The organism is Curtobacterium sp. AC272 (genome assembly GCF_979258155.1).
This window is the reverse complement of record NZ_OZ409838.1, coordinates 2,303,948-2,328,065: the sequence shown is the minus strand read 5'-3', so window position 1 is coordinate 2,328,065 and position 24,118 is coordinate 2,303,948. Positions and strand designations below refer to the sequence as shown.

Genomic DNA, 24,118 nt, shown 5'->3' with positions numbered 1-24,118 from the left:
ACTACTCCTGAGCCGGGGCGACGTCGAGCGCCCAGATCACCCCGAACTTGTCGCGCAGCTGGCCGGCGAGCGGGGACCACGCCGCGGGACCGAACGGCTGCCGGATCTCCGCGCCCTCGGACAGCCCCTCCCACGCTGCGGTGATCTCGTCCGCATCCGTGCCGCTCAGGTACACGTAGAAGGCGTTCGTGCCCTGGTCGTAGGGCTGGCCGGGCCACACGTCGAAGGCCATCACCCGGATGCCGCTGGCGGTCTGCACCTGCCCCCAGACGATGCGGTCGGCCCAGGCGGGTTCGTCGGTGGCGCCCATCGCGCCGTAGGTCATGGACTGCGGTTCGGTGCCGAGCGCCGCCGCGTAGAAGTCGAGGGCCTCGCGGGCGTTGCCGTCGAAGTTGAGGTGGGAGTCGTCGTGATCGTCATGGAACGAGGATGACGGTCAATGCGGCCAGATCGTGTCCGCTTCTCCGGCGAGAATGATCGACATGGCCGGACCCTCCTCGCGCATGCTCGCGCTGCTGTCGCTGTTGCAGGTGCACCGTGACTGGCCGGGCGACGAGCTCGCCGGACGCCTCGAGGTCAGCCCTCGCACGGTCCGCCGCGACGTCGACCGGCTCCGCGAGCTCGGGTACCGGGTCGAGGCACTGCGCGGGCCCGCCGGCGGGTACCGGCTCGCAGCGGGCTCGGACCTGCCGCCCCTGCTGTTCGACGACGACCAGGCCGTGGCGATCGCCCTGGCGCTCGCCGTCGCGCCCGCGTCGGGCGCGGACATCGCCGAGTCGGCTGCCCGAGCACTGGCGACGGTCCGGCAGGTCATGCCCGCGCGGCTTCGATCGCGCATCGACGCGGTGCAGGCGGTCTCGACGTCCGGGCGGACCCGCACCGACCCGGACGTGCTCGTCGCGGTGAGCGAGGCTGTCCATCTGCGCGAGGTCTTCCGGTTCGGGTACGGCGAGGACGAGACCCTGCACCGGGTGGAACCGCACGCCGTCGTCGCCCGGAACGGTCGCTGGTACCTGCTCGACTGGGACCTCGACCGCGACGACTGGCGCACCCACCGTGTCGACCGGATCACCCCGCGGATGCGCACACGGGTGCCCTTCACCCAGCGGCCCGTGCCCGGTGGCGACACCGCGGCCTTCGTGTCGGCGCGGTTCAAGGGATCGGCGCAGGCCGACGTGTGGCCGTGCGTCGGTTCGGTCACCGTGACGGCCGCCGACGCACGGACGATCACGCCCTACCTGCCCGAGGACGCCGTCGTCGAACCCCTGTCCGACGAACGGAGCCGCGTGACGCTCGGCTCGTGGTCCTGGTCGGGGCTCGCCGGAGCGTTCGCGGGGTTCGCGGTCGACTTCGTGGTCGAGGGTCCCGAGGACCTCCGCGTCGCCGTCGGTGCGCTGGCGACGCGGCTCCGGGCGGCGAGCGCGCGTTAGCGGGGCGCATGCGTCCGCCGGGGCGGCGTGAGGAAACCGTTAGGAGCGGCCTGGAGGCCCGGCGCAGGACCCAGCATCGGTGACGGCACCACACGTGGTGCCGTCCGCGTCGCCCGGCGCGGACACCGCAGACCTTCTGGAGTCCCTCGTGTTCGACGTGTTCGTCGTCGCCGGTGTCCTCGCCGTGTTCGGCGTGGTGGCACTGATCGCCAAGGGGTGGAACGGCTGTGATCGGCATCACCATCGCGGCCGCCGTCCTCGGCATCGCCGCAGTCGTGTACCTCGTCTGGGCGCTCGTGCGTCCGGAGCGGTTCTGATGGGCGCGGGCACCGCGGACGTCTGGGCGGGGATCGTCCAAGTCGCCACGCTCGTCCTGCTGCTCGTCGTCGCCTACCGGCCGCTCGGCGACTGGATGGCCCGGGTCTTCACACCCGTGCGGCACAACCGGATCGAGCGCGGGGTGTACCGGCTGATCGGGGTCGACCCGGACGCCGAGCAGTCGTGGCCCGTGTACCTGCGCGGCGTGCTGCTCTTCAGCGTCGTCGGCCTCCTGCTCGTCTACCTGCTGCAGCGCATCCAGGTCGTGCTGCCCGGCGACCTCGGGCTGCCCGCCGTGGGCCCGTCGCTCGCGTTCAACACCGCGGCGTCGTTCGTCGCGAACACGAACTGGCAGTCGTACTCACCCGAGGCCACCGTCGGGTACAGCGTGCAGATGGCCGGCCTCGCGGTGCAGAACTTCCTGTCCGCAGCCGTCGGGCTCGCCGTCGCCGTGGCGCTGGTCCGCGGGTTCGCCCGGCGCAAGTCCGGCACGCTCGGCAACGTGTGGGTCGACGTCGTCCGCGGCGTCGGTCGACTGCTGCTGCCCGGCGCGTTCGTCTTCGCGATCGTGCTCGTCGCCGGCGGCGTCATCCAGTCGTGGGGGAGCGGCACCGACGTCACCACGCTGGTCGGCGGCACGCAGCACCTGCCCGACGGGTTCGTGGCGTCGCAGGAGGCGATCAAGGAACTCGGCACGAACGGCGGCGGCTACTTCAACGCGAACTCGGCGCACCCGTTCGAGAACCCGCAGGCGTGGACGAACCTGGTCGAGGTCTTCCTGATGCTCGTCATCCCGTTCTCGCTGCCGCGCACCTTCGGCCGGATGGTCGGTGACGACCGCCAGGGCTACGCGATCCTCGCCGTGATGGGCGCGATCTTCCTCGTGTCCCTGTCGGTGATGTCGATCGCCGAGCTCGGTGGCGGCGGACTCGCCACGCACGCAGCCGGCGCCGCGATGGAGGGCAAGGAGACCCGGTTCGGGATCCTCGGCACCACCCTGTTCGGCACGACGTCGACCGCGACCTCGACCGGTGCGGTGAACGGCATGTTCGACAGCTTCACGCCGATCGGCGGGATGATGGCGATGCTGAACATGATGCTCGGCGAGGTCACCCCCGGCGGCGTCGGCTCCGGCCTGTACGGCATGCTCGTGCTCGCCGTCATCACGGTGTTCATCGGCGGCCTGCTCGTCGGTCGGACGCCGGAGTACCTCGGCAAGAAGATCCGCGCCAAGGAGATGACCTTCGCGGCGCTGTACATCCTGGTCACGCCGACCCTCGTGCTCCTCGCGACCGGACTCTCGCTCGTGATCCCCGGTGTCCGCGAACAGGTGCTCGGCACGTCGATCTTCAACCCCGGCAACCACGGGCTGTCCGAGCTGCTCTACGCCTTCACCTCGGGTGCGAACAACAACGGCTCGGCCTTCGGCGGGCTCACCGCGAACACGACGTGGATGAACTCCGCGCTCGGTGTCGTGATGCTGCTCGGCCGCTTCGTCCCGATGGTGTTCGTCCTGGCGCTCGCCGGGTCGCTCGCCGCCCAGGACCGCGTGCCCGAGACGGCCGGCACCCTGCCCACCCACCGCCCGCTGTTCATCGGGCTGCTCGGCGGCGTCGCCGTCATCGTCACCGCACTCACCTACTTCCCGGTGCTCGCACTGGGCCCGCTCGCAGAAGGACTGTCATGACATCCGTGACCTCCGAGCACGAGGCGACCACCGCCCCGGAGCCGGCCACCCGCTCGTCCGCATTCGGACCCCGTCAACTGGTGGCGGGCCTCCCGGGCGCGCTGCGCAAGCTCGATCCGCGACTGATGTGGCGGAACCCCGTCATGTTCATCGTCGAGGTCGGCGCCGCGCTGACGACGGTCGCCGCCGTCGTCGAGCCGTCCGCGTTCACCATCGCCATCGCGGTGTGGCTCTGGTTGACCGTCGTCTTCGCGAACCTGGCGGAGTCGGTGGCCGAGGGGCGGGGCAAGGCGCAGGCCGACACGCTGCGGAAGACCCGCTCGACCACGAGCGCCCGCCGGGTGCTCGTGTACGACCCGGCCGACGCAGCGGCGACCGGCAACGCGACCGAGGAGATCGCCTCGGTCGACCTGGCCAAGGGCGACGTGGTCGTGGTCGTCGCGGGCGAGGTCATCCCGGGCGACGGTGACGTCATCGACGGCATCGCGTCCGTCGACGAGTCGGCCGTCACGGGTGAGTCCGCGCCCGTCATCCGCGAGTCCGGCGGCGACCGCAGTGCGGTCACCGGCGGCACCCGGGTGCTGTCCGACCGGATCATCGTGCGCATCACCTCGACCCCTGGTGAGACGTTCATCGACCGGATGATCCGCCTCGTCGAGGGTGCAGCCCGGCAGAAGACGCCGAACGAGATCGCGCTGAACATCCTGCTCGCCTCGCTGTCGATCGTGTTCGTGATCGTCTGCCTGACGATGCAGCCCATCGCGGGACTCGTCGGTGCGACGGTCAGCGTCCCCGTCCTGATCGCCCTGCTCGTCTGCCTCATCCCGACCACCATCGGGGCCTTGCTCTCGGCGATCGGCATCGCCGGCATGGACCGGCTCGTGCAGCACAACGTGCTCGCGATGTCAGGCCGCGCGGTCGAGGCCGCCGGCGACATCACCACCCTGCTGCTCGACAAGACCGGCACGATCACGTACGGCAACCGTCGGGCGTCCCGCGTGGTGCCGGTGCCGGGTGTGCCCGAGGCCTCGCTGATGGCGGCAGCAGCCCTGTCGAGTGCTGCGGACTCGACGCCCGAAGGTCGTTCGATCGTGTCGCTCGCTGCTGACGCCGGGGTGACGCCGGCACTGCCGGACGGCGCCGTCGAGGTGCCGTTCACGGCGCAGACGCGCATGTCGGGGCTCGACCTGCCGGACGGGTCGCAGATCCGGAAGGGTGCCGCTGCGGCCGTGCTGGCCTGGGCAGACACCCCCGACGCCGGTTTGGTTGCCGCGATCGACTCCACCGTCGCGGAGATCTCCGACCAGGGCGGCACCCCACTGGTCGTCGGCCGCCGCTCCTCGGACGGCGCGGTCGCCCTGCTCGGTGTCGTGCACCTGAAGGACGTCGTCAAGGACGGCATGGCGTCACGGTTCGCCGAGCTCCGGTCGATGGGCATCCGCACGGTGATGATCACCGGCGACAACCCCGCACCGCGGCCGCCATCGCGCACGAGGCCGGCGTCGACGACTTCCTGGCCGAGGCCACCCCGGAGGACAAGCTCGCGTACATCAAGCGCGAACAGGAGGGCGGCAACCTCGTCGCGATGACCGGCGACGGCACCAACGACGCCCCGGCCCTGGCGCAGGCCGACGTCGGCGTCGCGATGAACACCGGCACGACGGCGGCGAAGGAGGCGGGCAACATGGTCGACCTCGACTCCGACCCGACCAAGCTCATCGACGTCGTCCGGATCGGCAAGCAGCTGCTCATCACCCGTGGTGCCCTGACCACCTTCTCCATCGCCAACGACGTCGCGAAGTACTTCGCGATCATCCCGGCGATGTTCCAGGCGGCGTTCCTCGGGCTCGCGGCCCTGAACATCATGGGGCTGCACAGCCTGTCGTCCGCGATCCTGTCGGCCGTCGTCTTCAACGCGCTCGTCATCGTGGCGCTCATCCCGCTGTCCCTGCGCGGCGTCGAGTACCGCGCCGCCGCAGCGTCGTCGATCCTCGGCCGCAACCTGCTCGTCTACGGGCTCGGCGGCGTGATCGTCCCCTTCATCGGCATCAAACTGATCGACCTCGTGGTCGGTCTCATCCCGGGGTTCTAGTCATGGCATCTGCACGTTCCACCGTCCGTTCCGCTGGTGTGGCGATCCGCCTCACCCTGCTCGCCACCGTCGTGCTCGGCGTCGGCTACCCGCTCGCCGTCTGGGGCGTCGGGCAGGGGGTGTTCCACGAGCAGGCCAACGGCTCGGAGGTCACCGACTCGTCCGGCGCCGTCGTGGGGTCCTCGATCATCGGGCAGTCGTTCTCCGGCAAGCAGGCTGATCGCTGGTTCCAGTCGCGGCCCTCCGCAGCTGGCGAGGACGGCTACGACGCCGGGGCCTCGTCCGGCTCGAACCTCGGGCCGAACAACCCGGACCTGCTGAAGGCCGTCAAAGAGCGGCAGCAGGAGGTCGCGAAGGCCGACGGCGTGTCCGTGTCCGAGGTGCCGGCCGACGCGGTCACCGCCTCGGGTTCGGGCCTCGATCCGGACATCAGCCCCGAGTACGCACTCCAGCAGGTGCAGCGGGTGGCGTCCGCGCGGGGCATGTCGGTCGACGATGTGCGGACGCTCGTGACCGAGCACACCGAGTCGCGCCAGCTCGGGTTCCTCGGCGAGCCCGTCGTGAACGTGCTGGCCCTGAACCTCGCGCTGGCGAAGGCGTCCTCGTGATCGATTGCGCCTCGCGGTGGTCATCGCGCCCCGACTCACTGGGGCGCGATGACCACACGGGGCGCGATCCCGCCCTGCGCCTGGCTTCGCACCCGCTGCGGAACTCGACGCGAGAGGATGAGCACGTGAAGCGCGGCAAGCTACGGGTGCTGCTCGGTGCCGCACCGGGCGTCGGTAAGACGTTCACCATGCTCGAGGAGGGCCGCCGGCTGCTCGACGAGGGCCGGGACGTCGTCGTCGCCGTGGTCGAGACGCACGAACGCGCCGCCACCGCCGCGCTCGTCGACGGCCTCGAGGTCATCCCACGCCGCACCGTGGACCACCGCGGCGTGGAGCTCGACGACCTGGACCTCGACGCGGTGCTCCGGCGAGCGCCCGAGGTCGCCCTCGTCGACGAACTCGCGCACACGAACGCTCCCGGCAGTGCGAACGAGAAGCGCTGGCAGGACGTCGAAGCGCTGCGAGCCGCTGGCATCGACGTCATCTCGACGGTCAACGTGCAGCACATGCAGTCCCTCGGCGACGTGGTCCGCGAGATCACGGGCACCGTGCAGCGCGAGACCGTCCCCGACGCCGTCGTGCGTGCGGCCGACCAGATCGAGGTCGTCGACCTGGCGCCGGCTGCCCTGCGCGAGCGGCTCTCCGACGGACTCGTGTACCCGGCCGCCCGGATCGATGCGGCCCTGTCGAACTACTTCCGGCTCGGGAACCTGACGGCGTTGCGCGAGATCGCGCTGCTCTGGCTGGCAGACGAGGTCGACGACGCGCTCAAGGCCTACCGCGCCGAGCACGGCATCGAGCACCGGTGGGAGACCCGGGAGCGCGTGCTCGTCGCCCTGACCGGCGGGCCCGAGGGCGAGACCCTGCTGCGCCGCGGGGCCCGCATCGCTGCACGCAGTGCCGGGGGCGAACTCGCGGCCGTGCACGTGACGACGAACGACGGCCTGCGCGAGCGGCACCCGGGGGCGCTCGGTGCCCAGCGCACCCTGCTCGAACAGCTCGGCGGGACGTACCACCAGGTGGTCGGCGACGACGTGCCGTCGACCCTCGTGCGGTTCGCGCGGTCGATCGACGCGACCCAGATCGTCGTCGGCGTCAGCCGTCGCAGTCGGCTCGCCGCGGCCCTGACCGGCCCGGGCATCGGCAACACGGTGATCCGTGAGTCGGGCGACATCGACGTGCACGTCGTCACGCACGAGCGCGCCGGTGGTGGCTTCGCCCTGCCGAAGCTCGGCGGCAGTCTGTCCCGCGGACGGGTCCTCGCCGCGTTCGTGCTCTCGGTCCTGGTCGGGCCCCTGCTCACCTGGGTCCTGTCGATCGGCAGCGACCCCGACGCCATCACCGTGGACGTCCTGGCGTACCAGTTGCTGGTGCTCGTCGTGGCGCTCGTCGGCGGGATGTGGCCGGCGGTGTTCACGGCGGTGCTGTCCGGACTGAGCCTCGACTTCTTCTTCGTCCAACCCCTGCACATGGTCACGGTGCAGCAGCCGTGGCACCTCTTCGCCCTGGTCATGTACGTGATCAGCGCCGTGCTCGTCAGCTTCGTGGTCGACCGGTCCGCCAGACGTTCGCGTGCTGCCCGTCGCGCCGCGGCGGAGTCGGGCCTGCTGATGGGGATCGCCGGCAGCGTCCTCCGCGGCGACGACGCCCTGCAGGCCCTGCTCGACCGCACCCGCGAGGCCTTCGGGTTCGCCGGCGTCCGGATCCGGCAGGGGAACGAGGAACCGGCCACGTCGGGGACGTTCGGCGAATCGCCGGACGCGGCCACGAGCCTCCCGTCCGGCGCCGTGCTCGAGTTCGCGGGCGCTCCGGACGACCCGACCCAGCGCCGGCTGCTGCGTGTCGTCGAGCAGCAGCTCGACGCCGCGGTCGAACACCGCTCGTTGACACGCACTGCGCTGGACGCGGAGCGGATCGCCGCGGCGGACCGCGTCCGCAGCGCGATCCTCGCGGCCGTCGGCCACGACGTGCGTCGGCCGATCGCGGCCGCCTCGGCCGCCGTCCAGTCGTTGCGTGCGTTGGACGTCGACCTGTCACGGGCCGACCGGGAGGCACTGCTCGCGACCGCCGACGAGAGCCTCGGTCAGCTGGCGGTGCTGTTGGCGGACCTGTTGGACGTCAGTCGTGTGCAGGCGGGTGTGCTCGCGGTCGCGTCCGGGCCGCTGGCCCTCGACACGGTGGTCGCCCCCGCGCTCGACGAGCTCGAGCTCGGGCCCGACGACGTCGACCTCGACCTGCCGGCGGACCTGCCCCGGTCCTCGCCGACCCGGTCCTGCTGCAGCGGGTCGTCGTGAACCTGCTCGCGAACGCCGTCCGCTACGCACCCGACGGCACCCGTGTGCGCGTCGCGGCGAGCGCCTTCGGCGGCGGGGTCGAGCTCCGGATCGCCGACCACGGTCCGGGTATCCCGTCGGACCGGGTCGACGAGGTCTTCCAGCCGTTCCAGCGGCTCGGCGACACCGACAACGAGACGGGCCTCGGGCTCGGTCTCGCACTCGCGCGGGGCTTCACCGAGGGCATGGGCGGCACGATCGAGGTCGATGACACCCCGGGCGGTGGGCTCACCGTCGTGGTGCGGCTGCCGATCGCCGGGCACGTGGGAGTGGAGCTCCGGTGAAGGTGCTGATCGCCGACGACGACGCGCAACTCGTCCGAGCGCTCTCCGTCACGCTCGCCGCCCGCGGGTACGAGGTCGTGACGGCGAAGGACGGCCGTGCGGCGATCGACGCCGTCATCACCGAACGGCCCGACCTGGTGCTGCTCGACCTGGGCATGCCCCGGCTCGACGGCATCGGGGTGCTCGAGGGCATCCGGGGTGGTCGCAGGTGCCGGTGCTCGTGCTGTCCGGACGGACCGACTCCTCCGACAAGGTCGACGCACTCGACGCCGGCGCGGACGACTACGTGACGAAGCCGTTCCAGATGGACGAGCTGCTGGCGCGGTTGCGGGCCCTCGGACGACGCCGTGCCCCGGCGGGTGTCGACAGCGCGCCGACGATCCGGATCGGCGACCTCGTCGTGGACCTCGTCGCGAAGCAGGTCACCCCGGCCAGCGGTCCCGCGATCCGGCTGACCCCGACCGAGTGGCGCCTGCTCGAGGTGCTCGTCACGAACCCCGACCGGCTGATGACCCGCGAGATGCTCCTGACGGAGGTGTGGGGGCCGTCGCACGGCAACGACTCCGGGTACCTGCGGCTGTACATGGCGCAGCTGCGGCGGAAGCTCGAGCCCGACTCGGCGACCCCGCGGTACCTGGTCACCGAGTCCGGCATGGGCTACCGCTTCGCGCCGGGAGGGCGGTGACGAAGGCGGTCGGACCGCTGTCGCGTGACTGGCGGGTCGCTGTCGTGCAGGTGTCGGGTCCGTGTCGTGGTGCGTCGTTCCGGGGATCCCTAGTGTTCAGGGCATGAACGAGATGCGGATCGGGGAGCTGCGGCGGCTGCGCGGGTGGACCCAGGAACGACTGGCCGAGGCGAGCGGCCTCGCGGTGCGGACGGTGCAGCGGATGGAGAGCGGCAACGACGCGAGCCTGGAGTCGCTGTCGTCGGTGGCCGCGGCGCTCGAGGTGCCCGTGCGGGACCTGTTCGTCACCGAGGAGCGGGAGTCCCTCGAGCCCGGAGTGCGCGGACTCGACGAGCGGGCGGAGCAGCAGCAGGTGCAACGCGAGTCGGCGACGCGGGGGTGGCAGTACCTCTACTCGGGTGTTGGCATCGTCGTGACACTCGGGACGATCGCCCTCATCGGTGACGGGGTCTGGACCGGGTTCGCGATCTTCGTGATCCCCGTCTACTGGGCCGCTGGCAAGCTGCTCTCGCAGTTCCTGATGGCGACCGTCGTCGAACCCTCGCTCGACCGCCGGTACCCGCTGTCGCGGTCGCGGCGGGTCACGCCCGGGAACTGAAGGCGGCGAGCTCGGCACGGGTGCGGGCCCCGTGCTTCCGGAGCAGGTTCGCCACGTGGTACTTCACGGTGTTGACGCTGATGCCCAGGCCCTCGGCGATCTCGCGGTTGCCGACACCCGTCGCGAGCAGCCGCAGCACGTCGCGCTCCCGCGGGGTGAGGTCGTCGTCCGCGACCGAGTCCACCTCGGTCGGCGAGGGGTCGAGGGGCAGCGAGATGTCGAGGACCGAGCCCCAGTCCGGCGTGCTCGACACCTGGACGCGGCCGTCGAGCGTGACGACCCGTTCTGCGATCGGCCGCATGGCGTCGTCGTGCACGTCGAGGGTGCCGGACCCGTCGTCACGGAGCTGCATGAGCAGGTTCCGGCCGTCGCAGTCCCACTGGATGCGGACCCGCTTGGCCGCACCACCGTCGACAAGCGCGAGGACGGCGGTCCGGACGATGGCGCGGGCCGCGTGGGCGACGTCGCCGGGCAGCGCGCGTCCGGTGGTGGGCGGCTCGACGAACTGCACGTCGAGGTCGCCGAACCGGACGAGCGGGCGCAGGTCGGCTCGGAGGCGCGAGAACGCCCCGGTGACCGGCTCCAGCAGGGTGCTTCGCTGGTGGTCGGTCTCGGTGCGCAGGTCGACGAGTGCTGCCGACGCGATCTCGACGGCCTCGGCCCGCGCGGCGGCGTCGGACACCCGTGGTGACCGGAGTACGGCGAGCACGGACTCGAGGGTGAGCGCCTGACGGTCCGCCTGCTCGGCGACGGTCCGGGCGTGCTCGAGGCGGCGAGCCGACTGGCGGGCTCGCCACGGGCCTCCCGGTCGGGTGCGATGGCGTCCATGGGAGCCGAACCTACCTGTCCCACCCGTGCGGACGGGGCCACCCGATCGGGTGGGATGCCTGCCGACGCGGGTAGCGGTGCGGCGGCCCGCGTGACGGCATGCTCGTGCACATGGCAGAACCCACCGTCCCCGCAGCGTTCGACGTGATCGTGCGCGAGGTCACCGACCTCGCCGCGAACGTCGACGACGCGTCGGCCGAGCGCGCCCTCGACCTGATCGACCGCTCCCACCGCGTCTTCGTGCACGGTGCCGGCCGTTCCGGACTCGCACTGCGCATGACCGCGATGCGGCTCATGCACCTCGGCCGCGACGTCCACGTCGTCGGCGAGGTCACCACGCCCGCGATCCGGCCCGGGGACGTGCTCCTCGTCGCGAGCGGGTCCGGCACGACCACCGGCATCGTGCAGGCGGCCCGCACCGCGCACGACGTCGGAGCGTCCGTCGTCGCCCTGTCGACCACCGACGACTCCCCGTTGTCCGAAGTCGCGGACGTCACCCTCGTGCTGCCGGCAGCGACGAAGACCGACCGCTCGGGCACGGCCTCGGCGCAGTACGCCGGCAGCCTCTTCGAGCAGGCCGTCGCCCTGGTCGGCGACGCGCTGTTCCACACGCTCTGGTCCCGCGGCGGGCAGTCCGCCGACGACCTCTGGCCCCGACACGCAAACCTCGAATGAAAGGCATCCACATGCAGCTCCAGTTCGCCATGGACACCCTGACCACCGAAGCCGCCCTCGAACTCGCCGCCGCGGCCGCGCCGCACGTCGACGTCCTCGAGCTCGGCACGCCCCTGATCAAGAGCGCCGGCCTGTCCGCCGTCACCGCGATCAAGGAAGCCCACCCGGACAAGATCGTCTTCGCCGACCTCAAGACGATGGACGCCGGCGAGCTCGAGGCCGACATCGCGTTCTCGGCCGGAGCCGACCTGGTCACCGTCCTCGGTGTCGCTGGTGACTCGACCATCGTCGGCGCCGTCAAGGCCGCGAAGAAGCACGGCAAGGGCATCGTCGTCGACCTGATCGGCGTCTCCGACAAGGCCGCTCGTGCCCGCGAGGTCGTCGCGCTCGGTGCCGAGTTCGTCGAGGTCCACGCCGGACTCGACGAGCAGGCGGAAGAGGGCTTCACGTTCTCGACCCTGCTCGACGCCGGCAAGGAGTCGGGCGTGCCGTTCTCGATCGCCGGTGGCGTGAACGCGTCGTCCGTCGCCTCGGTGCAGGAGGCCGGTGCCCGCATCGCCGTCGCCGGCAGCGCGATCTACAGCGCGTCGGACGTCGGCGCAGCAGCCGCGGAGATCCGCGCCGCGATCAAGTAGCGTCCGCGGCGCCCGCGGCGTCCGCGTCGTCCGCGTCGTCCGCGTCGCGATGGTGAGCAGAAATGGTCGAGTGCGCATCCCGCACCCGACCTTTCTGCTCACCGAGTGACCTCCGTCCGCACTCGACGAACCGGGCGATCCCCTGCCCGACGGTCGGAACGAGGTGCTGATGCGCCGTACGGTGGTCGCATGAACCGAGTACTGCGGTGGACCGCGTGGATCGTCGCCGTGCTGCTGCTGGTCGTGGTGGTGTTCCTCGTCTGGGCGCACATCGTCATGCAGGGCACCCGGAGCGCTGCGCTGCAGGTCTGGCGCGACGACCGTGTGTCGGTCCAGGACGCCGGTGACTCCGTGGTGATGACGCCCACGGGGCAGGCCGACGGCAAGGGCATCGTGTTCATCCCGGGTGCGAAGGTCGATCCGTACGCGTACATGGCGACCTTCCGGCAGGTGGTCGCGAACGGCACGACGGTCGTCATCACGAAGCCGACGCTGAACCTCGCGTTCTTCGACACCCGGCCGCTCTCCACCTTCGAGGCGCACGCGCCGGACGTCGCGACATGGGCGGTCGGCGGGCACTCGCTGGGCGGGGTCCGCGCCTGCCAGCTCGCGCAGGACGCGGACGGCCTGCTGCTGCTCGGCAGCTACTGCGCGAACGACATCAGCAGCTCGTACATCGACGTGCTGAGCGTCTCGGGCTCGCGTGACGGACTCTCGACGCCCGACAAGGTCGACGCGGCCCGGCACCTGCTGCCGTCGACCGCGACGATGACCGAGGTCGAGGGCTCGAACCACGCCGACTTCGGCGCCTACGGCGACCAGCCGGGCGACCGCACGGCGACCATCAGCCGCGAAGCCGCCCGCGAGCAGATCTCGTCGGCGATCGAGGAGTGGGCGCGCGACCTGCCGCCGGCCTCCGGCCTGCGCTGACCGGGAGGCCCGTGGTGCGCCGCGTCAGCGGATGACGCCCGCCTCGTGGTCGCGTCCAGAGCGTCGCCCGGTGATCCGGGCGACGAAGTACAGCACCACGCCGACGGCGAGCAGGATCGTCGCGTAGAGCCAGACCTGCCCGCTCTGCTGCGTCAGCAGCAGCACGCACGACGCGACGCCGAGCACGGGGACGAACGTCCACACGCGGAAGTGGTCGTGGTCGACGCGGTCGCGGCGCAGCACCAGCACGGCGACGTTCGTGCTGATGAACACGAAGAGCAGCAGGAGCACGACGGTCTCGGCCAGGACACCCACGTCGCCGACCAGGGTGAGGAGCATCGCGACGACGGTGGTCGCCATGATGGCGGTCCACGGCGTCTTCCGGTTCGGCAGCACCTTCGCCAGCAGCGCGGGCAACAGTCGCTGCTCCGCCATGCCGTAGGTCACCCGGCTCGACATGATCATGGTGAGCAGGGCGCCGTTCGCGACGGCGACCAGGGCGATGAGGCTGAAGACCCAGTCCGGGATCGGGACTCCGCTGGCCGACACCACGGCCAGGAGCGGCCCGGTCGAGTCCGACAGTTCGGACGCCGGCAACGCGATCGAGCTGGCGAGACCGACGAGGACGTAGACGACGCCTGCGGTGGCGAGGGCACCGAACAGGGCCTTCGGGTAGACCCGGCTCGGCTCGCGGACCTCCTCCGCGACGTTCGCCGAGGTCTCGAACCCGACGAACGAGTAGTAGGCGACGATCGCCGCGCTCAGGGTCGCGAGCGCCGGGTTCGCCTCGGCCGGGAACGCGCCGATGCGGGAGACGTCGCCGCCTCCGCCGCCGAGCATCACGGCGACGACCACGATGACGATCACGAGCCCGGAGACCTCGATGACGGTCATCACGACGTTGCTCTTCAGCGAGTCCGAGATGCCGCGGGCGTTCAGGCAGGCGATCAGCGCGAGGAACACGATCGCGGTCGGGACGGGCGGCAGGTCCACGAACGTGCCGAGGTAGTCGCCGGCGAACGCGAGCGACAGGCCCGCGGCGCTCGTGACACCGGCCGCGAGCATGCTGAACCCGACCAGGAACGACACGATGGGCGTCTTGTAGGCACGCTCGGCGAACACCGCGGCGCCGCCGGCCTTCGGGTACTTCGTCACGAGTTCCGCGTACGAGCCCGCGGTGAGGAGGGCCAGCAGCAGCGCGAGCAGGAGCGGTGCCCAGAGTGCGCCGCCGACGTCCTTCGACAGGGTGCCCATCAGCGCGTAGATCCCGGCGCCGAGGACGTCGCCGAGGATGAAGAGGTACAGGAGCGGCCCGGTGATGGCCTGCTTGAGCTTGGATCCGGCGCCGTCGTGCTGGGGCGCCGCGGTGTCGCTGGTCATGGTGGAGCCTTCCGTCCGGACCAGCGTGTCGACCGTCGGCTCAGGGAGTTCACAGGCCGCCGGCCGCGAGTGAACACCCGTCCTGGAGCGGTCCTAGACTCGACGAGAGCAACGTCCACGAACCCCGTTCCCTGAAGGGCTGCAGATGACGACGCCGACCCGGCGCACACCCGCGCGACTCGCGGACACGCGAGCGCTCCTGTTCGACCTGGACGGTGTCCTCACCCCCACCGCCGACGTGCACATGCGCGCCTGGAGCCGGCTCTTCACGCCGTACCTCGAAGCGCACGGGGTCGCGCCGTACACGCAGGCCGACTACTTCGCGTACATCGACGGCAAGCCGCGGTACGACGGCGTGCGGTCGCTCCTCGGCTCGCGGGGCATCGACCTGCCGGAGGGCACCCCGGACGACGGCCCGGACGACGACACCGTGTGCGGTCTCGGCAACCGGAAGAACGCCGAGTTCACCGCTGAGCTGGACGAACACGGCGTCGAGCCGTACCCCGGCTCGCTCCGGTTCCTCACCGCCGCGATCGACGCCGGCTTCCACGTCGCGGTCGTCTCGAGTTCCGCGAACGCCGTCTCGGTGCTGCGGACCGCCGGCATCCTCGACCGGTTCACCGTCGTGGTCGACGGGCTCGTCGCCCGCCAGGACGGACTGGCCGGCAAGCCCGCCCCCGACACGTACCTGGACGCCGCAGGGCGCTTCGGGCTGACCGCTGCCGAGTGCGTCGTGGTCGAGGACGCCACCAGTGGTGTCGAAGCCGGCCGGAACGGGGCCTTCGGGCTCGTCGTCGGGGTCGACCGCGGAGCGGGCGCCGACGCGCTGCGTGAACACGGTGCCGACGTCGTCGTGACGGACCTCGCAGACCTGGTCGCGGACCTTCCCCACGCGACCACCAGCACGACGTAGCCAGCGCGCCGGAGGCGAGCCGCGCCTCCCGGTCGAACCGACGTCCCCACGCCACCCTCCCTTCCCACGGAGCACCATGAACCCCATCACCTCGGACCCGCTCGACCGCGTCCGGTACCCGATCGACGAGTGGGCACTCGTCGAGACCGAGTACACCCCTGACCAGCAGGGCGTCGCCGAGACGAACTTCGCCGTCGGCAACGGGTACCTCGGCCTGCGCGGCAACCTCGACGAGGGCCGCGGCGGTGTGCAGTACGGCACGTACATCAACGGGTTCCACGAGACCTGGCCGATCCGGCACGCCGAAGACGCCTTCGGGTTCGCCAAGACCGGCCAGACGATCATCAACGCGCCCGACGCCAAGGTGATCCGGCTGTACGTCGACGACGAACCCCTGGTGCTGGCCGAGGCGGACATCCTCCACCACACGCGGCGCCTCGAGTTCCGCGGCGGCTACCTGTTCCGCGAGACCGAGTGGTCGACGCCGTCCGGCAAGCGCGTGCTGATCCGGTCCCGCCGTCTGGTGTCGTTCACCGATCGGCACCTCGCCGTGATCGACTACGAGGTCACCGTGCTCGACGCGGACGCCTCGATCCTGCTGTCCAGCCAGATCCTGAACCGCCAGGACGTGCAGGACGAGTACCACGCGGGGATGCGCGCCGCCGCGAACGCCTTCGACCCGCGCAAGGCCGAGGCCTTCACCGACCGGGTGCTCGAACCGAAGCTCAAGCGCAGCACCGGTGCCCGTTCCCTGCTCGGGTACCAGGCGTCCAGCTCCGGCATGACCATCTGCGTCGGTGTGGAGCACCACCTCGAGACCGAGAACAGCTGGGACGAGTCGTCGTCGATCGACGACGACCTGGCCAAGCACGTCTACCGCGTCCAGGCGCGTGCCGGGCAGCCGATCCGACTCGTCAAGCACGTGGTGTACCACACCTCCCGCGGTGTCCCGGTGCGCGAACTCGCCGACCGCTGCGACCGCACGCTCGACCGGGCACACGCCGAGAACATCGACGAGACGTTCGAGAAGCAGCGCGTCTGGCTCGACGACTACTGGGCACGCAGCGACGTCGAGATCGCCGGGCAGCCGGAGATCCAGCAGGCCGTCCGGTGGAACCTGTTCATGCTCGCGCAGGCCACGGCCCGCACCGACGGGCACGGCATCGCCGCCAAGGGCGTCACCGGCTCCGGCTACGGCGGGCACTACTTCTGGGACATGGAGATCTACGTCCTGCCGTTCCTGTCGTACACGGCGCCGATCGTCGCCCGGAACGCACTACGGTTCCGCTACAACATGCTCGACGCGGCACGCTCGCGGGCACGCGAGCTGAACCAGCGGGGTGCCCTGTTCCCGTGGCGCACGATCAACGGTGAGGAGTCGAGCGCGTACTACGCCGCCGGCACCGCGCAGTACCACATCGACGCCGACATCGCCCATGCCCTGATGCAGTACGTGCGGGCCTCCGGTGACACCGAGTTCCTGAAGCGCGGGGCGATCGACGTGCTCGTCGAGACCGCTCGGCTGTGGGCCGACCTCGGCTTCTGGCGCTCCAACGGCGACAAGAAGTTCCACATCGACGGCGTCACCGGGCCCGACGAGTACACGACCGTCGTCGACGACAACCTCTACACGAACGTCATGGCGCGGGCGAACCTGTGGTTCGCGGTCAACGCGTGCCGCGAGCTCGCGGCCGACGACGTCGAGGAGTACGACCGGATGGTCCGGCGCACCGGTCTGCGCCCCGACGAGCTCGTCGAGTGGGAGCACGCCGCCGAGTCGATGGAGATCCCCTTCGATCCGCACCGCGGCATCCACCCGCAGGACGCCCAGTTCCTCGACAAGGAACTCTGGGACCTCGAGAACACCCCCGAATCCAAGCGTCCGCTGCTGCTCCACTACCACCCGCTGGTCATCTACCGCTTCCAGGTACTCAAGCAGGCCGACGTCGTGCTCGCGCTGTTCCTGCAGGGGCACGAGTTCACCGCGGCCGAGAAGCGCCGCGACTTCGACTACTACGACGCGCTCACCACGGGCGACTCGACGCTGTCGGCGGTCGTGCAGTCGATCATGGCGGCCGAGGTCGGGTACCACGACCTCGCCGACCAGTACTTCCAGACGGCGCTCTACGTCGACCTGGCCGACCTGCACGGCAACACCTCGGACGGCGTGCACATCGCGTCGACCGGCGGTATCTGGGGTGCGCTCGTCAACGGGTTCGGCGGCATGCGCGACCACGGTGGCCGGATGACGTTCAACCCGCGACTGCCGCGGCACTGGGACTCGCTGACCTACCGTCTGACCGTGCGCGGGTCACGGGTCCGGGTCGACCTCGGGCAGGACGCCATGACCTTCACGGTCGAGACCGGCACGGGCTTCACCGCCTGGGTGCACAACCAGCAGTGGGACATCGAGGCCGGCGAGCCGACCGTTGTTCCGTTGCCGCACCAGGGGCCGCGGATGTCCGGGCACGCACCGACCACGAGCGACATCCAGGGCACGCTCCGTGCCGACGGCTCCGTGATCACGGCGTCGATCCCGACGATCTCGCTCCAGCGCGACTTCGACGTGGACGAGACGACGGCGTAGGGCGTCGGTCCGGCGGTCGGAAGGGCCCCGCTCGACCGGTCAGCTCGCGACGAGCTCGACCTTGAAGCGGTCGTCGTCCTCCAGGAAGGCCGCACGGTGGTCCGGTCCGCCGGCGAACGGGTGCCGGTCCTCGTACAGGCGGGTCCAGCCGTGCGTCGGTGCGGTCTCGAGCACGACGTAGACGTTGCCGAGTCGCCAGCTCCGCCCATCCGACCACTCCTGGAACGGCGTGTACCCGAGCTCGCCGAGCAGCCAGCCCCACGCGCTGCTCGCCGTGGCGAGACGGGCGGTGCGGAGCTCGACGTGGTGCAGGGCGCCTCGGGTCACAGGAACTTCCGGAGCGTGTTCGTGTTGCGCGTCGTGGTCGTGCGCTTGAAGCGTGCTGCCCCGGCCCGCTTCGCGAACACGGTGTCGGTGCTCGACCCCTTCGGGCACGACCAGTACACGACCCCGTCACCCCGGGCGACCTGCTCCACGGCGGCGTCGAGCGTGAGGTCGGCGAGCAGCGCGTCGAGGGCGTCGTCGTCGGAGCCGAACACCACATAGTCGTGTCGATCGTCGGCCCGGTCGAACGGGAACCGTTCGACGATGCCTTCGAGGTCGTCGTGCGGGACGAGCACGATCCACGCGTCGTAGCCGAAGCGCTCGCGGAGCGCCTGTTCGATCGTGGCTTTCAGGGTCGGCGCCTCGGCGTCCGCGCCGAACACCACGTTGCCGGATGCGAGCACCGTGCGGACGTCCTCGAAGCCGAGTCCGCGGAGCAGTTCCGCGAGGTCGGCGTTCTTGATCGTGATGCCGTTGACGTTCACTCCGCGCAGCAGCGCGATCCACTTCGCCATGCCGGAACCGTAGCGCGGTGGCGGCGGTCCCAGTCGATCAACTGCACAAGAATCATTGCGCAACAGTTATTGTGCATCTATCGTCAGAGCATGACCGTGCGCAGACTCGACGACGCCGCCCACATGCGCGCCCTCGCCCACCCGACCCGGCTGCGGATCGTCGGGCTCCTCCGCTCCGGTGGGCCGCAGACCGCGGCGATGCTCGGCGACGAGATCGACGAGGCGCCCGGCACGATCAGCTACCACTGCAAGCGGCTGGCCGACGCGGACTTCATCGAGCCGGCGCCGGAGCTCGGTTCGGACCGGCGGGAGCGGTGGTGGCGGGCGACTGCGGACCACACGTCGTGGGACCTCGCCGATGCGTTCGACGACCCGGAACGCATGCTCGCCACGACGGCACTCGACCACACCGTCGCCGATGCGTACGCGGCCGAGTACGGGCGGTTCATCGACCAGGCGCCGGTGCTCGGCCGTGAGTGGGTCGCGGCGTCGACCAGTTCCGACGAGGTGCTGCGGCTGACCGCCGAGGAACTCACCGGCCTCGGCGCCGAACTGCGTGCCGTCGTCGAGCGATGGACGGCCGTGAGTGACGCGCACACGCCGGGCGACGGGTCGGAGCGCGTCATCGCCGTCACACAGAGCTACCGGATGGGGCGACCGTGAACGCCCGGGCACGGTTGCGTGCACTGCTCGCGGTCCAGGTCGTCTCGCGGACCGGCAACGTCGTCACGACCGTGGCCGTGCCCTTCGCCGTGCTGGCCCGGGGCGGATCGGCGACGGACGTCGGGATCGCCGCCTTCGCCGCGACGGTGCCCATCGTCCTCGGCGGCCCCTTCGGCGGGGCGCTCGTCGAACGGGTCGGGTTCGTCCGTTCGAGTGTGGCGTCGGACCTCGTCAGCGGTGCGACCCTGCTGGCGATGCCGGTGCTCGCCTGGACCGTGGGTCTGCCGTTCTGGGCGCTCCTGTCACTCGTCTTCGTGAGCGGCCTCTTCGACCTGCCCGGGGAGTCCGCACGTCGGGTCCTGCTCCCGGGACTCGCACGATCGGCCGGCGTCCCGCTGGAGCGCGCGGTCGGTCACTTCGAAGCGTCCCAGCGACTCTCGGTGCTCATCGGTGCACCGCTCGGCGGGGTGCTCGTCGCCGCCGCGGGACCGATGGCCGCACTCGTCTGCACCGCGGTGGCGTTCGGCACCGCAGCCCTGCTCGCTGCGGTGCTGGTCCGGCCAGCGGGCGACGGCGCAACGGCCGTGAGCGCTGACGCGGCTCCGACCAACGGGTACTGGCGGGACATCGCCGAAGGGTTCCGGTTCTGCGTCCGCGATCCGTTCTTCCGGCTCGTGATCGCCCTCGTGCTGATCACGAACCTGCTCGACGCGGCCCGGTCGACGACGTTGCTCCCGCTCTACGCCGCCGACACCCTCGGCGGGGCGCAGGCGCTGGGCTTCGTGACCGGGACCTTCGGGGGTGCGGCGTTCCTCGGGTCGGTGGCCTTCGGGTACGTCGCACACCGCGTGCCTCGCCGGATCACGTTCGTCGTGTGCTTCGTGCTCGCGGGTGGGCCCTCGCTCCTGGTGCCGACGCTCGGCCTCGGGCTGCCGTGGATGCTCGCGGCTTCGGCGGTGTCGGGCCTCGCCGCCGGGTCACTCAACCCGATCCTCGGTGCCGTCGAGCTCGAGCGCATCCCGGAGCACATGCGCGCTCGGGTGTTCGGGCTGCTCGGAGCCGGGTCGTGGGCGGGGATCCCGCTCGGCGGACTGCTCGCCGGGTTCGCGGCCGAGGGTGTCGGTGTGCAGGCGACGTTCGGGGCGGTCGTCGTGCTCTACACCGTCGTGACGCTCGCGCCGCTGACGGGTGGCGCCTGGCGTCTGATGGAACGACCGGCTCCGGAGCGGGCGCCGGTCGACCGCGTGACGACGTAGTCCGCATCCGGGGCGGCGCTCACGTCCACGTCCGCGCGACGCCCCAGCCGCTGCCCTCGGGCACGATGTCGACCACCAGGGTGTCCCCGTCGTCGGCCGTGGCCTGGAACCGCCAGCCGACCGTGCGCTCGGGGGCGTGGGTGATGGCGGTCGGCAGCTCGGCCCGCGTCACGGTCAGACGGGTCGGGGTGTCGCTCACCCGCCAACGGCGCCCGCCCCAGACCAGCCGGCTCGGTGCGCCCTCGGCCCACCACACCGTGGCGGCTGTCTCCGTGATCATCATCGGGTCTCCTCGTTCGAACGTGTGTTCGAATGCTAGGTCGCAATCGAACGCCGAGCAACTGCGACTTGTGTTCAGAATGCGTTCTGAATACGATGACTCCATGACCTTGACCGCTCCTCCTCGCTCACGTCGTGCCGTCCAGTCGTCTGACCTCTCACGCCATTCGAAAGACGTGTTCGCCGCAGCCGAGGAAGAACCGCTCGAGGTCACGCGGCGCGATGGAAAAGCGCTCGTGCTCACGACGAAGGAACGCTCGGACGACGACGACGCGGTCCTCGAGATCGCTGCGCAGTTGATCGCTGCAGTGACCGTCAACGAGGGGCTGCCACTCCACGATCGACTCGCCATCCCGTACCCGTGGATCAAGCTGCTGAGTCGAGACGACCAGCAGCGATTCGCACGCGAGATCGTCGATGTGGCACGTGGATCCTTCTCGCTCAGGCAGCCGCGGGCCTTGCTCGTCGAGATGCAGGCGTGGCGCAGCAGTGCCGAGGCGATCGCGGCGGGCTGGAGCACCGGCGACCCAGAACTCCTCGAGCACCCGATCGTAATCGACGCGCCGTGAAGCCGTGGTCAGTCGCGGCACTGGTGTCCCCCGGCCGGTACGGACGACGGAGTTCACGGTCGTCCTGGGCACGCGCTCGGCAGAACACGGCTGGCGAGACGTCCTGGCGACACAGCGGAACGCAGTCGTGTCGGCCTGGGAGCGGTTGACCAGCGATCCCTTGTCCGAAGACCTGGCCTGCCATGCGCTCCGCGGTGCGCTCGGCGTCGTCCGGCACTCGGGTCGCGAATGGACACGTCGGCAACTCGAACTGAAGCGGGGAGCGCGGATCTGGTTCACGGTGGACGAGGCGGGATCGAGTCGTCTGCATCACAGACGTCCACACGCGTCATCCAAACCAGACGAAGTGACTGCGCCTGACCTCGGACGCCCTCGTGTAGACGGGGTGCATGACGAACGACGATCAGGGCCCCGACGGACAGCACCAGGTCCCCGAGGGGGTCTCCGACGCCACGGTCGAGGCGCTCGGCACACTGTCGGCCGCGGTCGAGGTCATCGAGCACGCCCGCGGCCTGCTCTACGGCTTCCACCGCCTGACGGGCACCGCCGACCTGAACCTCGGCGAAGCCGTCGAGCAGCTCCGGAAGGCGGGCCACACCGAACTGGCCGACCGCATCGACACGGAGCTGGTGGGCCGCAACGTCATCGCCGGCCGCTGGACGTTCCAGGTCGTCGAGGACTACGACGACGGGTACTACGCGCTCGCGAAGGAGCTGGAGCGCACTGCGCGGGACGAGCTCGTGCAGGGGCGCCGCCACCTGTTCGAGGCGGGCATGAAGGAGGACCGGCGGACGGGCGGTCGACGCCACCACGAGGCGACGCCGAGCGACCTGCCGGACTGAGCACGGGCCTCCCGGCCGGCCCGAACGCGAAAGCGACAGTTCTCCGCGGATGTTTCGCGGACAACTGTCGCTTTCGTGGACCGCCTCGACGGCCCCACAGGAACTGGCGCTCTTGCAGACCAGCCCCTGCCCAGCGCCAGGCCTCAGCCGACGCCGAGCAGCGCCTCGAGCGGCCCCCGCGCGAAGTACAGCAGGAAGCCCGCGGCGACGACGTAGAGCAGCCACGACACCTCGCGACCCCGGCCGGACAGCAGCTTGATGAGGACCCAGCTGATGAAGCCCACGCCGATGCCGTTCGCGATCGAGTAGGTGAGCGGCATGACGACGATCGTCAGGAACGCGGGCAGGGCCGACCCGAAGTCCGTCCACGAGATGTCCGCCACCTGCGCGACCATCAGGGCGCCGACGACGACGAGTCCGGCGGCGGCGACCTCGAGCGGGACGACCTGCGTGAGCGGGGTGAGGAACATCGACGCCAGGAACAGCAGGCCGGTGACGACCGACGCCATGCCGGTGCGCGCGCCCTCGCCGATGCCGGCGGCGGAGTCGATGAAGACGGTGTTCGACGACACCGAGGCGCCACCGCCGGCGATCGCGCCGACACCCTCGACGACGAGCGCCGACTTCAGGCGGGGAACGTGCCGTCGGGTTTCGCGACGCCGGCGGCCTTCGCCAGGCCGGTCATGGTGCCCATCGCGTCGAAGAAGTTCGTGAACACGAGCGTGAAGACGAGCATCGACGCGGCCAACGGCCCGATGCGGCTGAACGCGCCGAACAGGTCGGCGTGGCCGACGAGCGACAGGTCGGGGAACGCGAAGAGCGCACTCGGCAGGCCGGGGGCGTTGAGGTTCCAGCCGGTCTTCGAGTCGACCGAGGTCGGCACCTGGAAGATCGCCTGCAGGATGATCGCGATGATCGTCGTCGCGACGATCCCGATGAGCAGCGCGCCCTTGACCTTGCGGGCCATGAGCGTGCCGATGATGACGAGGCCGATCAGGAACACGATGGTCGGCAGGGCGCCGACGGAGCCGTCCTCACCGAGCTGCAGGGCGGCGACGCGAGCCCGGACGATCGCACGAAGCCCGAGTCGACGAGGCCGATGAAGGCGATGAACAGACCGATACCGACGGTGATCGCTGCCTTCAGCTGCGCCGGGACGGCGGTGAAGATCATCGTCCGGATCCCCGTCAACGCCAGGACCACGATGATCACGCCGTTGATGACGACGAGTCCCATCGCCTCGGCCCAGGTGACCTGCTGCACGACGCTGACGGCCAGGAACGAGTTGATCCCGAGGCCCGCGGCGATGCCGAACGGCAGGTTCGCGATGACGCCCATGGCGATGGTCATCAGGCCGGCGACGAGGCCGGTCGCGGCGGCGACCTGCGCGTTCTCGAGCCAGCCGCCGGAGACGTCCTTGGCGGCCTGGTCGGCGCTGAACCCACCGAGGATCAGCGGGTTGAGGATGACGATGTACGCCATCGTCACGAACGAGACGAGTCCGCCTCGCACCTCGCGCGGGATCGTGGATCCGCGCTTCGTGATGGAGAAGTATCGATCGAGGCCGGTCGCGAAGCGGTTCCGGGGTGGGGTGTCGGTCTGCGGGGCGCTCACCGAGCAAGTTTAAAGCCTGCTGGGTTTCCGGCATGTCACAGGATCCTCACAGGGCGCGCAGGGTGCGCCGATG

The 24,118-nt window shown here is 70.7% G+C and carries 19 protein-coding genes and 5 pseudogenes; 17 read left to right on the top strand and 7 right to left on the bottom strand.

Going from position 1 to position 24,118, the window contains the following annotated elements; all coding sequences use genetic code 11:
• Position 1: 1 nt before the first annotated feature.
• Positions 2–388: pseudogene (locus tag ACZZ0J_RS11840) on the bottom strand (VOC family protein); the annotation flags it as partial.
• Positions 389–482: 94 nt separating this feature from the next.
• Here ACZZ0J_RS11840 and ACZZ0J_RS11835 point away from each other — a divergent pair.
• The 8 genes and pseudogenes from ACZZ0J_RS11835 to ACZZ0J_RS11800 all read left to right on the top strand — a co-directional run bounded on the left by ACZZ0J_RS11835 (position 483) and on the right by ACZZ0J_RS11800 (position 10,035).
• A complete protein-coding gene (locus tag ACZZ0J_RS11835) occupies positions 483–1,430 on the top strand; it encodes a helix-turn-helix transcriptional regulator (RefSeq protein WP_463437071.1) in 948 nt (315 codons plus the stop codon).
• 227 nt (positions 1,431–1,657) lie between these two features.
• Complete coding sequence (locus ACZZ0J_RS11830) at positions 1,658–1,747, top strand: potassium-transporting ATPase subunit F (protein ID WP_017887940.1); 90 nt, start codon at positions 1,658–1,660, stop codon at positions 1,745–1,747.
• A complete protein-coding gene (gene kdpA / locus ACZZ0J_RS11825) occupies positions 1,747–3,435 on the top strand; it encodes a potassium-transporting ATPase subunit KdpA (RefSeq protein ID WP_214546600.1) in 1,689 nt (562 codons plus the stop codon). Before ACZZ0J_RS11830 ends, kdpA begins: the two co-directional genes overlap by 1 nt.
• Positions 3,432–5,527: pseudogene (kdpB, locus tag ACZZ0J_RS11820) on the top strand (potassium-transporting ATPase subunit KdpB). The gene kdpA and the pseudogene kdpB overlap by 4 nt, the downstream one beginning before the upstream one ends.
• 2 nt (positions 5,528–5,529) lie before the next feature.
• A complete protein-coding gene (kdpC, locus tag ACZZ0J_RS11815; RefSeq protein ID WP_463437067.1) occupies positions 5,530–6,135 on the top strand; it encodes a potassium-transporting ATPase subunit KdpC in 606 nt (201 codons plus the stop codon).
• A 125-nt stretch (positions 6,136–6,260) separates the two neighbouring features.
• A pseudogene (locus ACZZ0J_RS11810) lies at positions 6,261–8,752 on the top strand (ATP-binding protein).
• Positions 8,749–9,437, top strand: a pseudogene (locus tag ACZZ0J_RS11805) (response regulator). Before ACZZ0J_RS11810 ends, ACZZ0J_RS11805 begins: the two co-directional pseudogenes overlap by 4 nt.
• A gap of 103 nt (positions 9,438–9,540) precedes the next feature.
• Complete coding sequence (locus ACZZ0J_RS11800; protein WP_463437065.1) at positions 9,541–10,035, top strand: helix-turn-helix domain-containing protein; 495 nt, start codon at positions 9,541–9,543, stop codon at positions 10,033–10,035.
• Here ACZZ0J_RS11800 and ACZZ0J_RS11795 read toward each other — a convergent pair.
• On the bottom strand, positions 10,019–10,744 hold the full coding sequence (locus ACZZ0J_RS11795) for a helix-turn-helix transcriptional regulator (protein WP_463437063.1): 726 nt from the start codon (positions 10,742–10,744) through the stop codon (positions 10,019–10,021). The genes ACZZ0J_RS11800 and ACZZ0J_RS11795 overlap by 17 nt on opposite strands.
• Before the next feature lie 230 nt (positions 10,745–10,974).
• Between ACZZ0J_RS11795 and hxlB the strand changes: the two genes are divergently transcribed.
• From hxlB to ACZZ0J_RS11780, 3 genes are all read left to right on the top strand, one after another.
• The gene (gene hxlB, locus ACZZ0J_RS11790; protein ID WP_123339553.1) at positions 10,975–11,538 is read left to right on the top strand and encodes a 6-phospho-3-hexuloisomerase; all 564 of its coding nucleotides are present in this window, start codon (positions 10,975–10,977) and stop codon (positions 11,536–11,538) included.
• Between the two features lie 11 nt (positions 11,539–11,549).
• Positions 11,550–12,173 (top strand): 3-hexulose-6-phosphate synthase, encoded by a 624-nt coding sequence (gene hxlA / locus ACZZ0J_RS11785; protein WP_027466791.1) that lies wholly within the window; start codon positions 11,550–11,552, stop codon positions 12,171–12,173.
• Positions 12,174–12,362: 189 nt separating this feature from the next.
• Positions 12,363–13,103, top strand: coding sequence for an alpha/beta hydrolase (locus tag ACZZ0J_RS11780; RefSeq protein ID WP_463437060.1), 741 nt, complete (start codon positions 12,363–12,365; stop codon positions 13,101–13,103).
• A 24-nt stretch (positions 13,104–13,127) separates the two neighbouring features.
• Here ACZZ0J_RS11780 and ACZZ0J_RS11775 read toward each other — a convergent pair whose 3' ends face one another.
• Complete coding sequence (locus ACZZ0J_RS11775) at positions 13,128–14,483, bottom strand: APC family permease (RefSeq protein WP_463437058.1); 1,356 nt, start codon at positions 14,481–14,483, stop codon at positions 13,128–13,130.
• A 145-nt stretch (positions 14,484–14,628) separates the two neighbouring features.
• On the opposite strand from ACZZ0J_RS11775, the gene ACZZ0J_RS11770 reads away from it, so the two are divergent.
• Both ACZZ0J_RS11770 and ACZZ0J_RS11765 read left to right on the top strand, forming a co-directional pair.
• Complete coding sequence (locus tag ACZZ0J_RS11770) at positions 14,629–15,396, top strand: HAD family hydrolase (RefSeq protein ID WP_194647328.1); 768 nt, start codon at positions 14,629–14,631, stop codon at positions 15,394–15,396.
• Between the two features lie 76 nt (positions 15,397–15,472).
• Complete coding sequence (locus ACZZ0J_RS11765; RefSeq protein ID WP_463437056.1) at positions 15,473–17,983, top strand: glycoside hydrolase family 65 protein; 2,511 nt, start codon at positions 15,473–15,475, stop codon at positions 17,981–17,983.
• Positions 17,984–18,022: 39 nt separating this feature from the next.
• Here the strand turns inward: ACZZ0J_RS11765 and ACZZ0J_RS11760 are convergent, their stop codons facing one another.
• Together ACZZ0J_RS11760 and ACZZ0J_RS11755 are read right to left on the bottom strand one after the other, a co-directional pair.
• Positions 18,023–18,310, bottom strand: a complete 288-nt coding sequence (locus ACZZ0J_RS11760; protein ID WP_463437054.1) for a VOC family protein — start codon at positions 18,308–18,310, stop codon at positions 18,023–18,025.
• A complete protein-coding gene (locus tag ACZZ0J_RS11755) occupies positions 18,307–18,822 on the bottom strand; it encodes a DUF1697 domain-containing protein (RefSeq protein WP_463437052.1) in 516 nt (171 codons plus the stop codon). Before ACZZ0J_RS11755 ends, ACZZ0J_RS11760 begins: the two co-directional genes overlap by 4 nt.
• Positions 18,823–18,912: 90 nt before the next feature.
• On the opposite strand from ACZZ0J_RS11755, the gene ACZZ0J_RS11750 reads away from it, so the two are divergent.
• Entirely contained in the window at positions 18,913–19,485 is a 573-nt protein-coding gene (locus tag ACZZ0J_RS11750) for an ArsR/SmtB family transcription factor (RefSeq protein ID WP_123671389.1), read from the top strand.
• Positions 19,482–20,741 (top strand): MFS transporter, encoded by a 1,260-nt coding sequence (locus tag ACZZ0J_RS11745; RefSeq protein WP_463437050.1) that lies wholly within the window; start codon positions 19,482–19,484, stop codon positions 20,739–20,741. The genes ACZZ0J_RS11750 and ACZZ0J_RS11745 overlap by 4 nt, the downstream gene beginning before the upstream one ends.
• A gap of 19 nt (positions 20,742–20,760) precedes the next feature.
• Here the strand turns inward: ACZZ0J_RS11745 and ACZZ0J_RS11740 are convergent, their stop codons facing one another.
• Positions 20,761–21,021: a hypothetical protein gene (locus ACZZ0J_RS11740; protein WP_133937394.1), complete on the bottom strand. Its 261-nt coding sequence runs from the start codon at positions 21,019–21,021 to the stop codon at positions 20,761–20,763.
• Between the two features lie 103 nt (positions 21,022–21,124).
• Here ACZZ0J_RS11740 and ACZZ0J_RS11735 point away from each other — a divergent pair, with 103 nt between their 5' ends.
• Together ACZZ0J_RS11735 and ACZZ0J_RS11730 are read left to right on the top strand one after the other, a co-directional pair.
• Positions 21,125–21,589 carry a prevent-host-death protein gene (locus tag ACZZ0J_RS11735; protein ID WP_463437048.1) on the top strand — a complete coding sequence of 155 codons (465 nt, stop codon included), beginning with the start codon at positions 21,125–21,127 and terminating at the stop codon, positions 21,587–21,589.
• A gap of 389 nt (positions 21,590–21,978) precedes the next feature.
• The gene (locus ACZZ0J_RS11730; RefSeq protein ID WP_463437046.1) at positions 21,979–22,431 is read left to right on the top strand and encodes a hypothetical protein; all 453 of its coding nucleotides are present in this window, start codon (positions 21,979–21,981) and stop codon (positions 22,429–22,431) included.
• Positions 22,432–22,574: 143 nt separating this feature from the next.
• Here the strand turns inward: ACZZ0J_RS11730 and ACZZ0J_RS11725 are convergent.
• A pseudogene (locus ACZZ0J_RS11725) lies at positions 22,575–24,045 on the bottom strand (NCS2 family permease).
• Between the last annotated feature and the right edge of the window lie 73 nt (positions 24,046–24,118).

Excerpts from the sequence above, each read along its gene's own strand:
- kdpC (WP_463437067.1), top strand. The coding sequence starts at position 5,530 with ATGGCATCTGCACGTTCCACCGTCCGTTCCGCTGGTGTGGCGATCCGC.
- ACZZ0J_RS11780 (WP_463437060.1), top strand. The coding sequence starts at position 12,363 with ATGAACCGAGTACTGCGGTGGACCGCGTGGATCGTCGCCGTGCTGCTG.
- ACZZ0J_RS11800 (WP_463437065.1), top strand. The coding sequence starts at position 9,541 with ATGAACGAGATGCGGATCGGGGAGCTGCGGCGGCTGCGCGGGTGGACC.
- ACZZ0J_RS11770 (WP_194647328.1), top strand. The coding sequence starts at position 14,629 with ATGACGACGCCGACCCGGCGCACACCCGCGCGACTCGCGGACACGCGA.
- ACZZ0J_RS11835 (WP_463437071.1), top strand. The coding sequence starts at position 483 with ATGGCCGGACCCTCCTCGCGCATGCTCGCGCTGCTGTCGCTGTTGCAG.
- ACZZ0J_RS11765 (WP_463437056.1), top strand. The coding sequence starts at position 15,473 with ATGAACCCCATCACCTCGGACCCGCTCGACCGCGTCCGGTACCCGATC.
- ACZZ0J_RS11735 (WP_463437048.1), top strand. The coding sequence starts at position 21,125 with ATGACCTTGACCGCTCCTCCTCGCTCACGTCGTGCCGTCCAGTCGTCT.
- ACZZ0J_RS11775 (WP_463437058.1), bottom strand. The coding sequence starts at position 14,483 with ATGACCAGCGACACCGCGGCGCCCCAGCACGACGGCGCCGGATCCAAG.
- hxlB (WP_123339553.1), top strand. The coding sequence starts at position 10,975 with ATGGCAGAACCCACCGTCCCCGCAGCGTTCGACGTGATCGTGCGCGAG.
- ACZZ0J_RS11740 (WP_133937394.1), bottom strand. The coding sequence starts at position 21,021 with ATGATCACGGAGACAGCCGCCACGGTGTGGTGGGCCGAGGGCGCACCG.
- ACZZ0J_RS11750 (WP_123671389.1), top strand. The coding sequence starts at position 18,913 with ATGACCGTGCGCAGACTCGACGACGCCGCCCACATGCGCGCCCTCGCC.
- kdpA (WP_214546600.1), top strand. The coding sequence starts at position 1,747 with ATGGGCGCGGGCACCGCGGACGTCTGGGCGGGGATCGTCCAAGTCGCC.
- ACZZ0J_RS11755 (WP_463437052.1), bottom strand. The coding sequence starts at position 18,822 with ATGGCGAAGTGGATCGCGCTGCTGCGCGGAGTGAACGTCAACGGCATC.
- hxlA (WP_027466791.1), top strand. The coding sequence starts at position 11,550 with ATGCAGCTCCAGTTCGCCATGGACACCCTGACCACCGAAGCCGCCCTC.
- ACZZ0J_RS11730 (WP_463437046.1), top strand. The coding sequence starts at position 21,979 with ATGACGAACGACGATCAGGGCCCCGACGGACAGCACCAGGTCCCCGAG.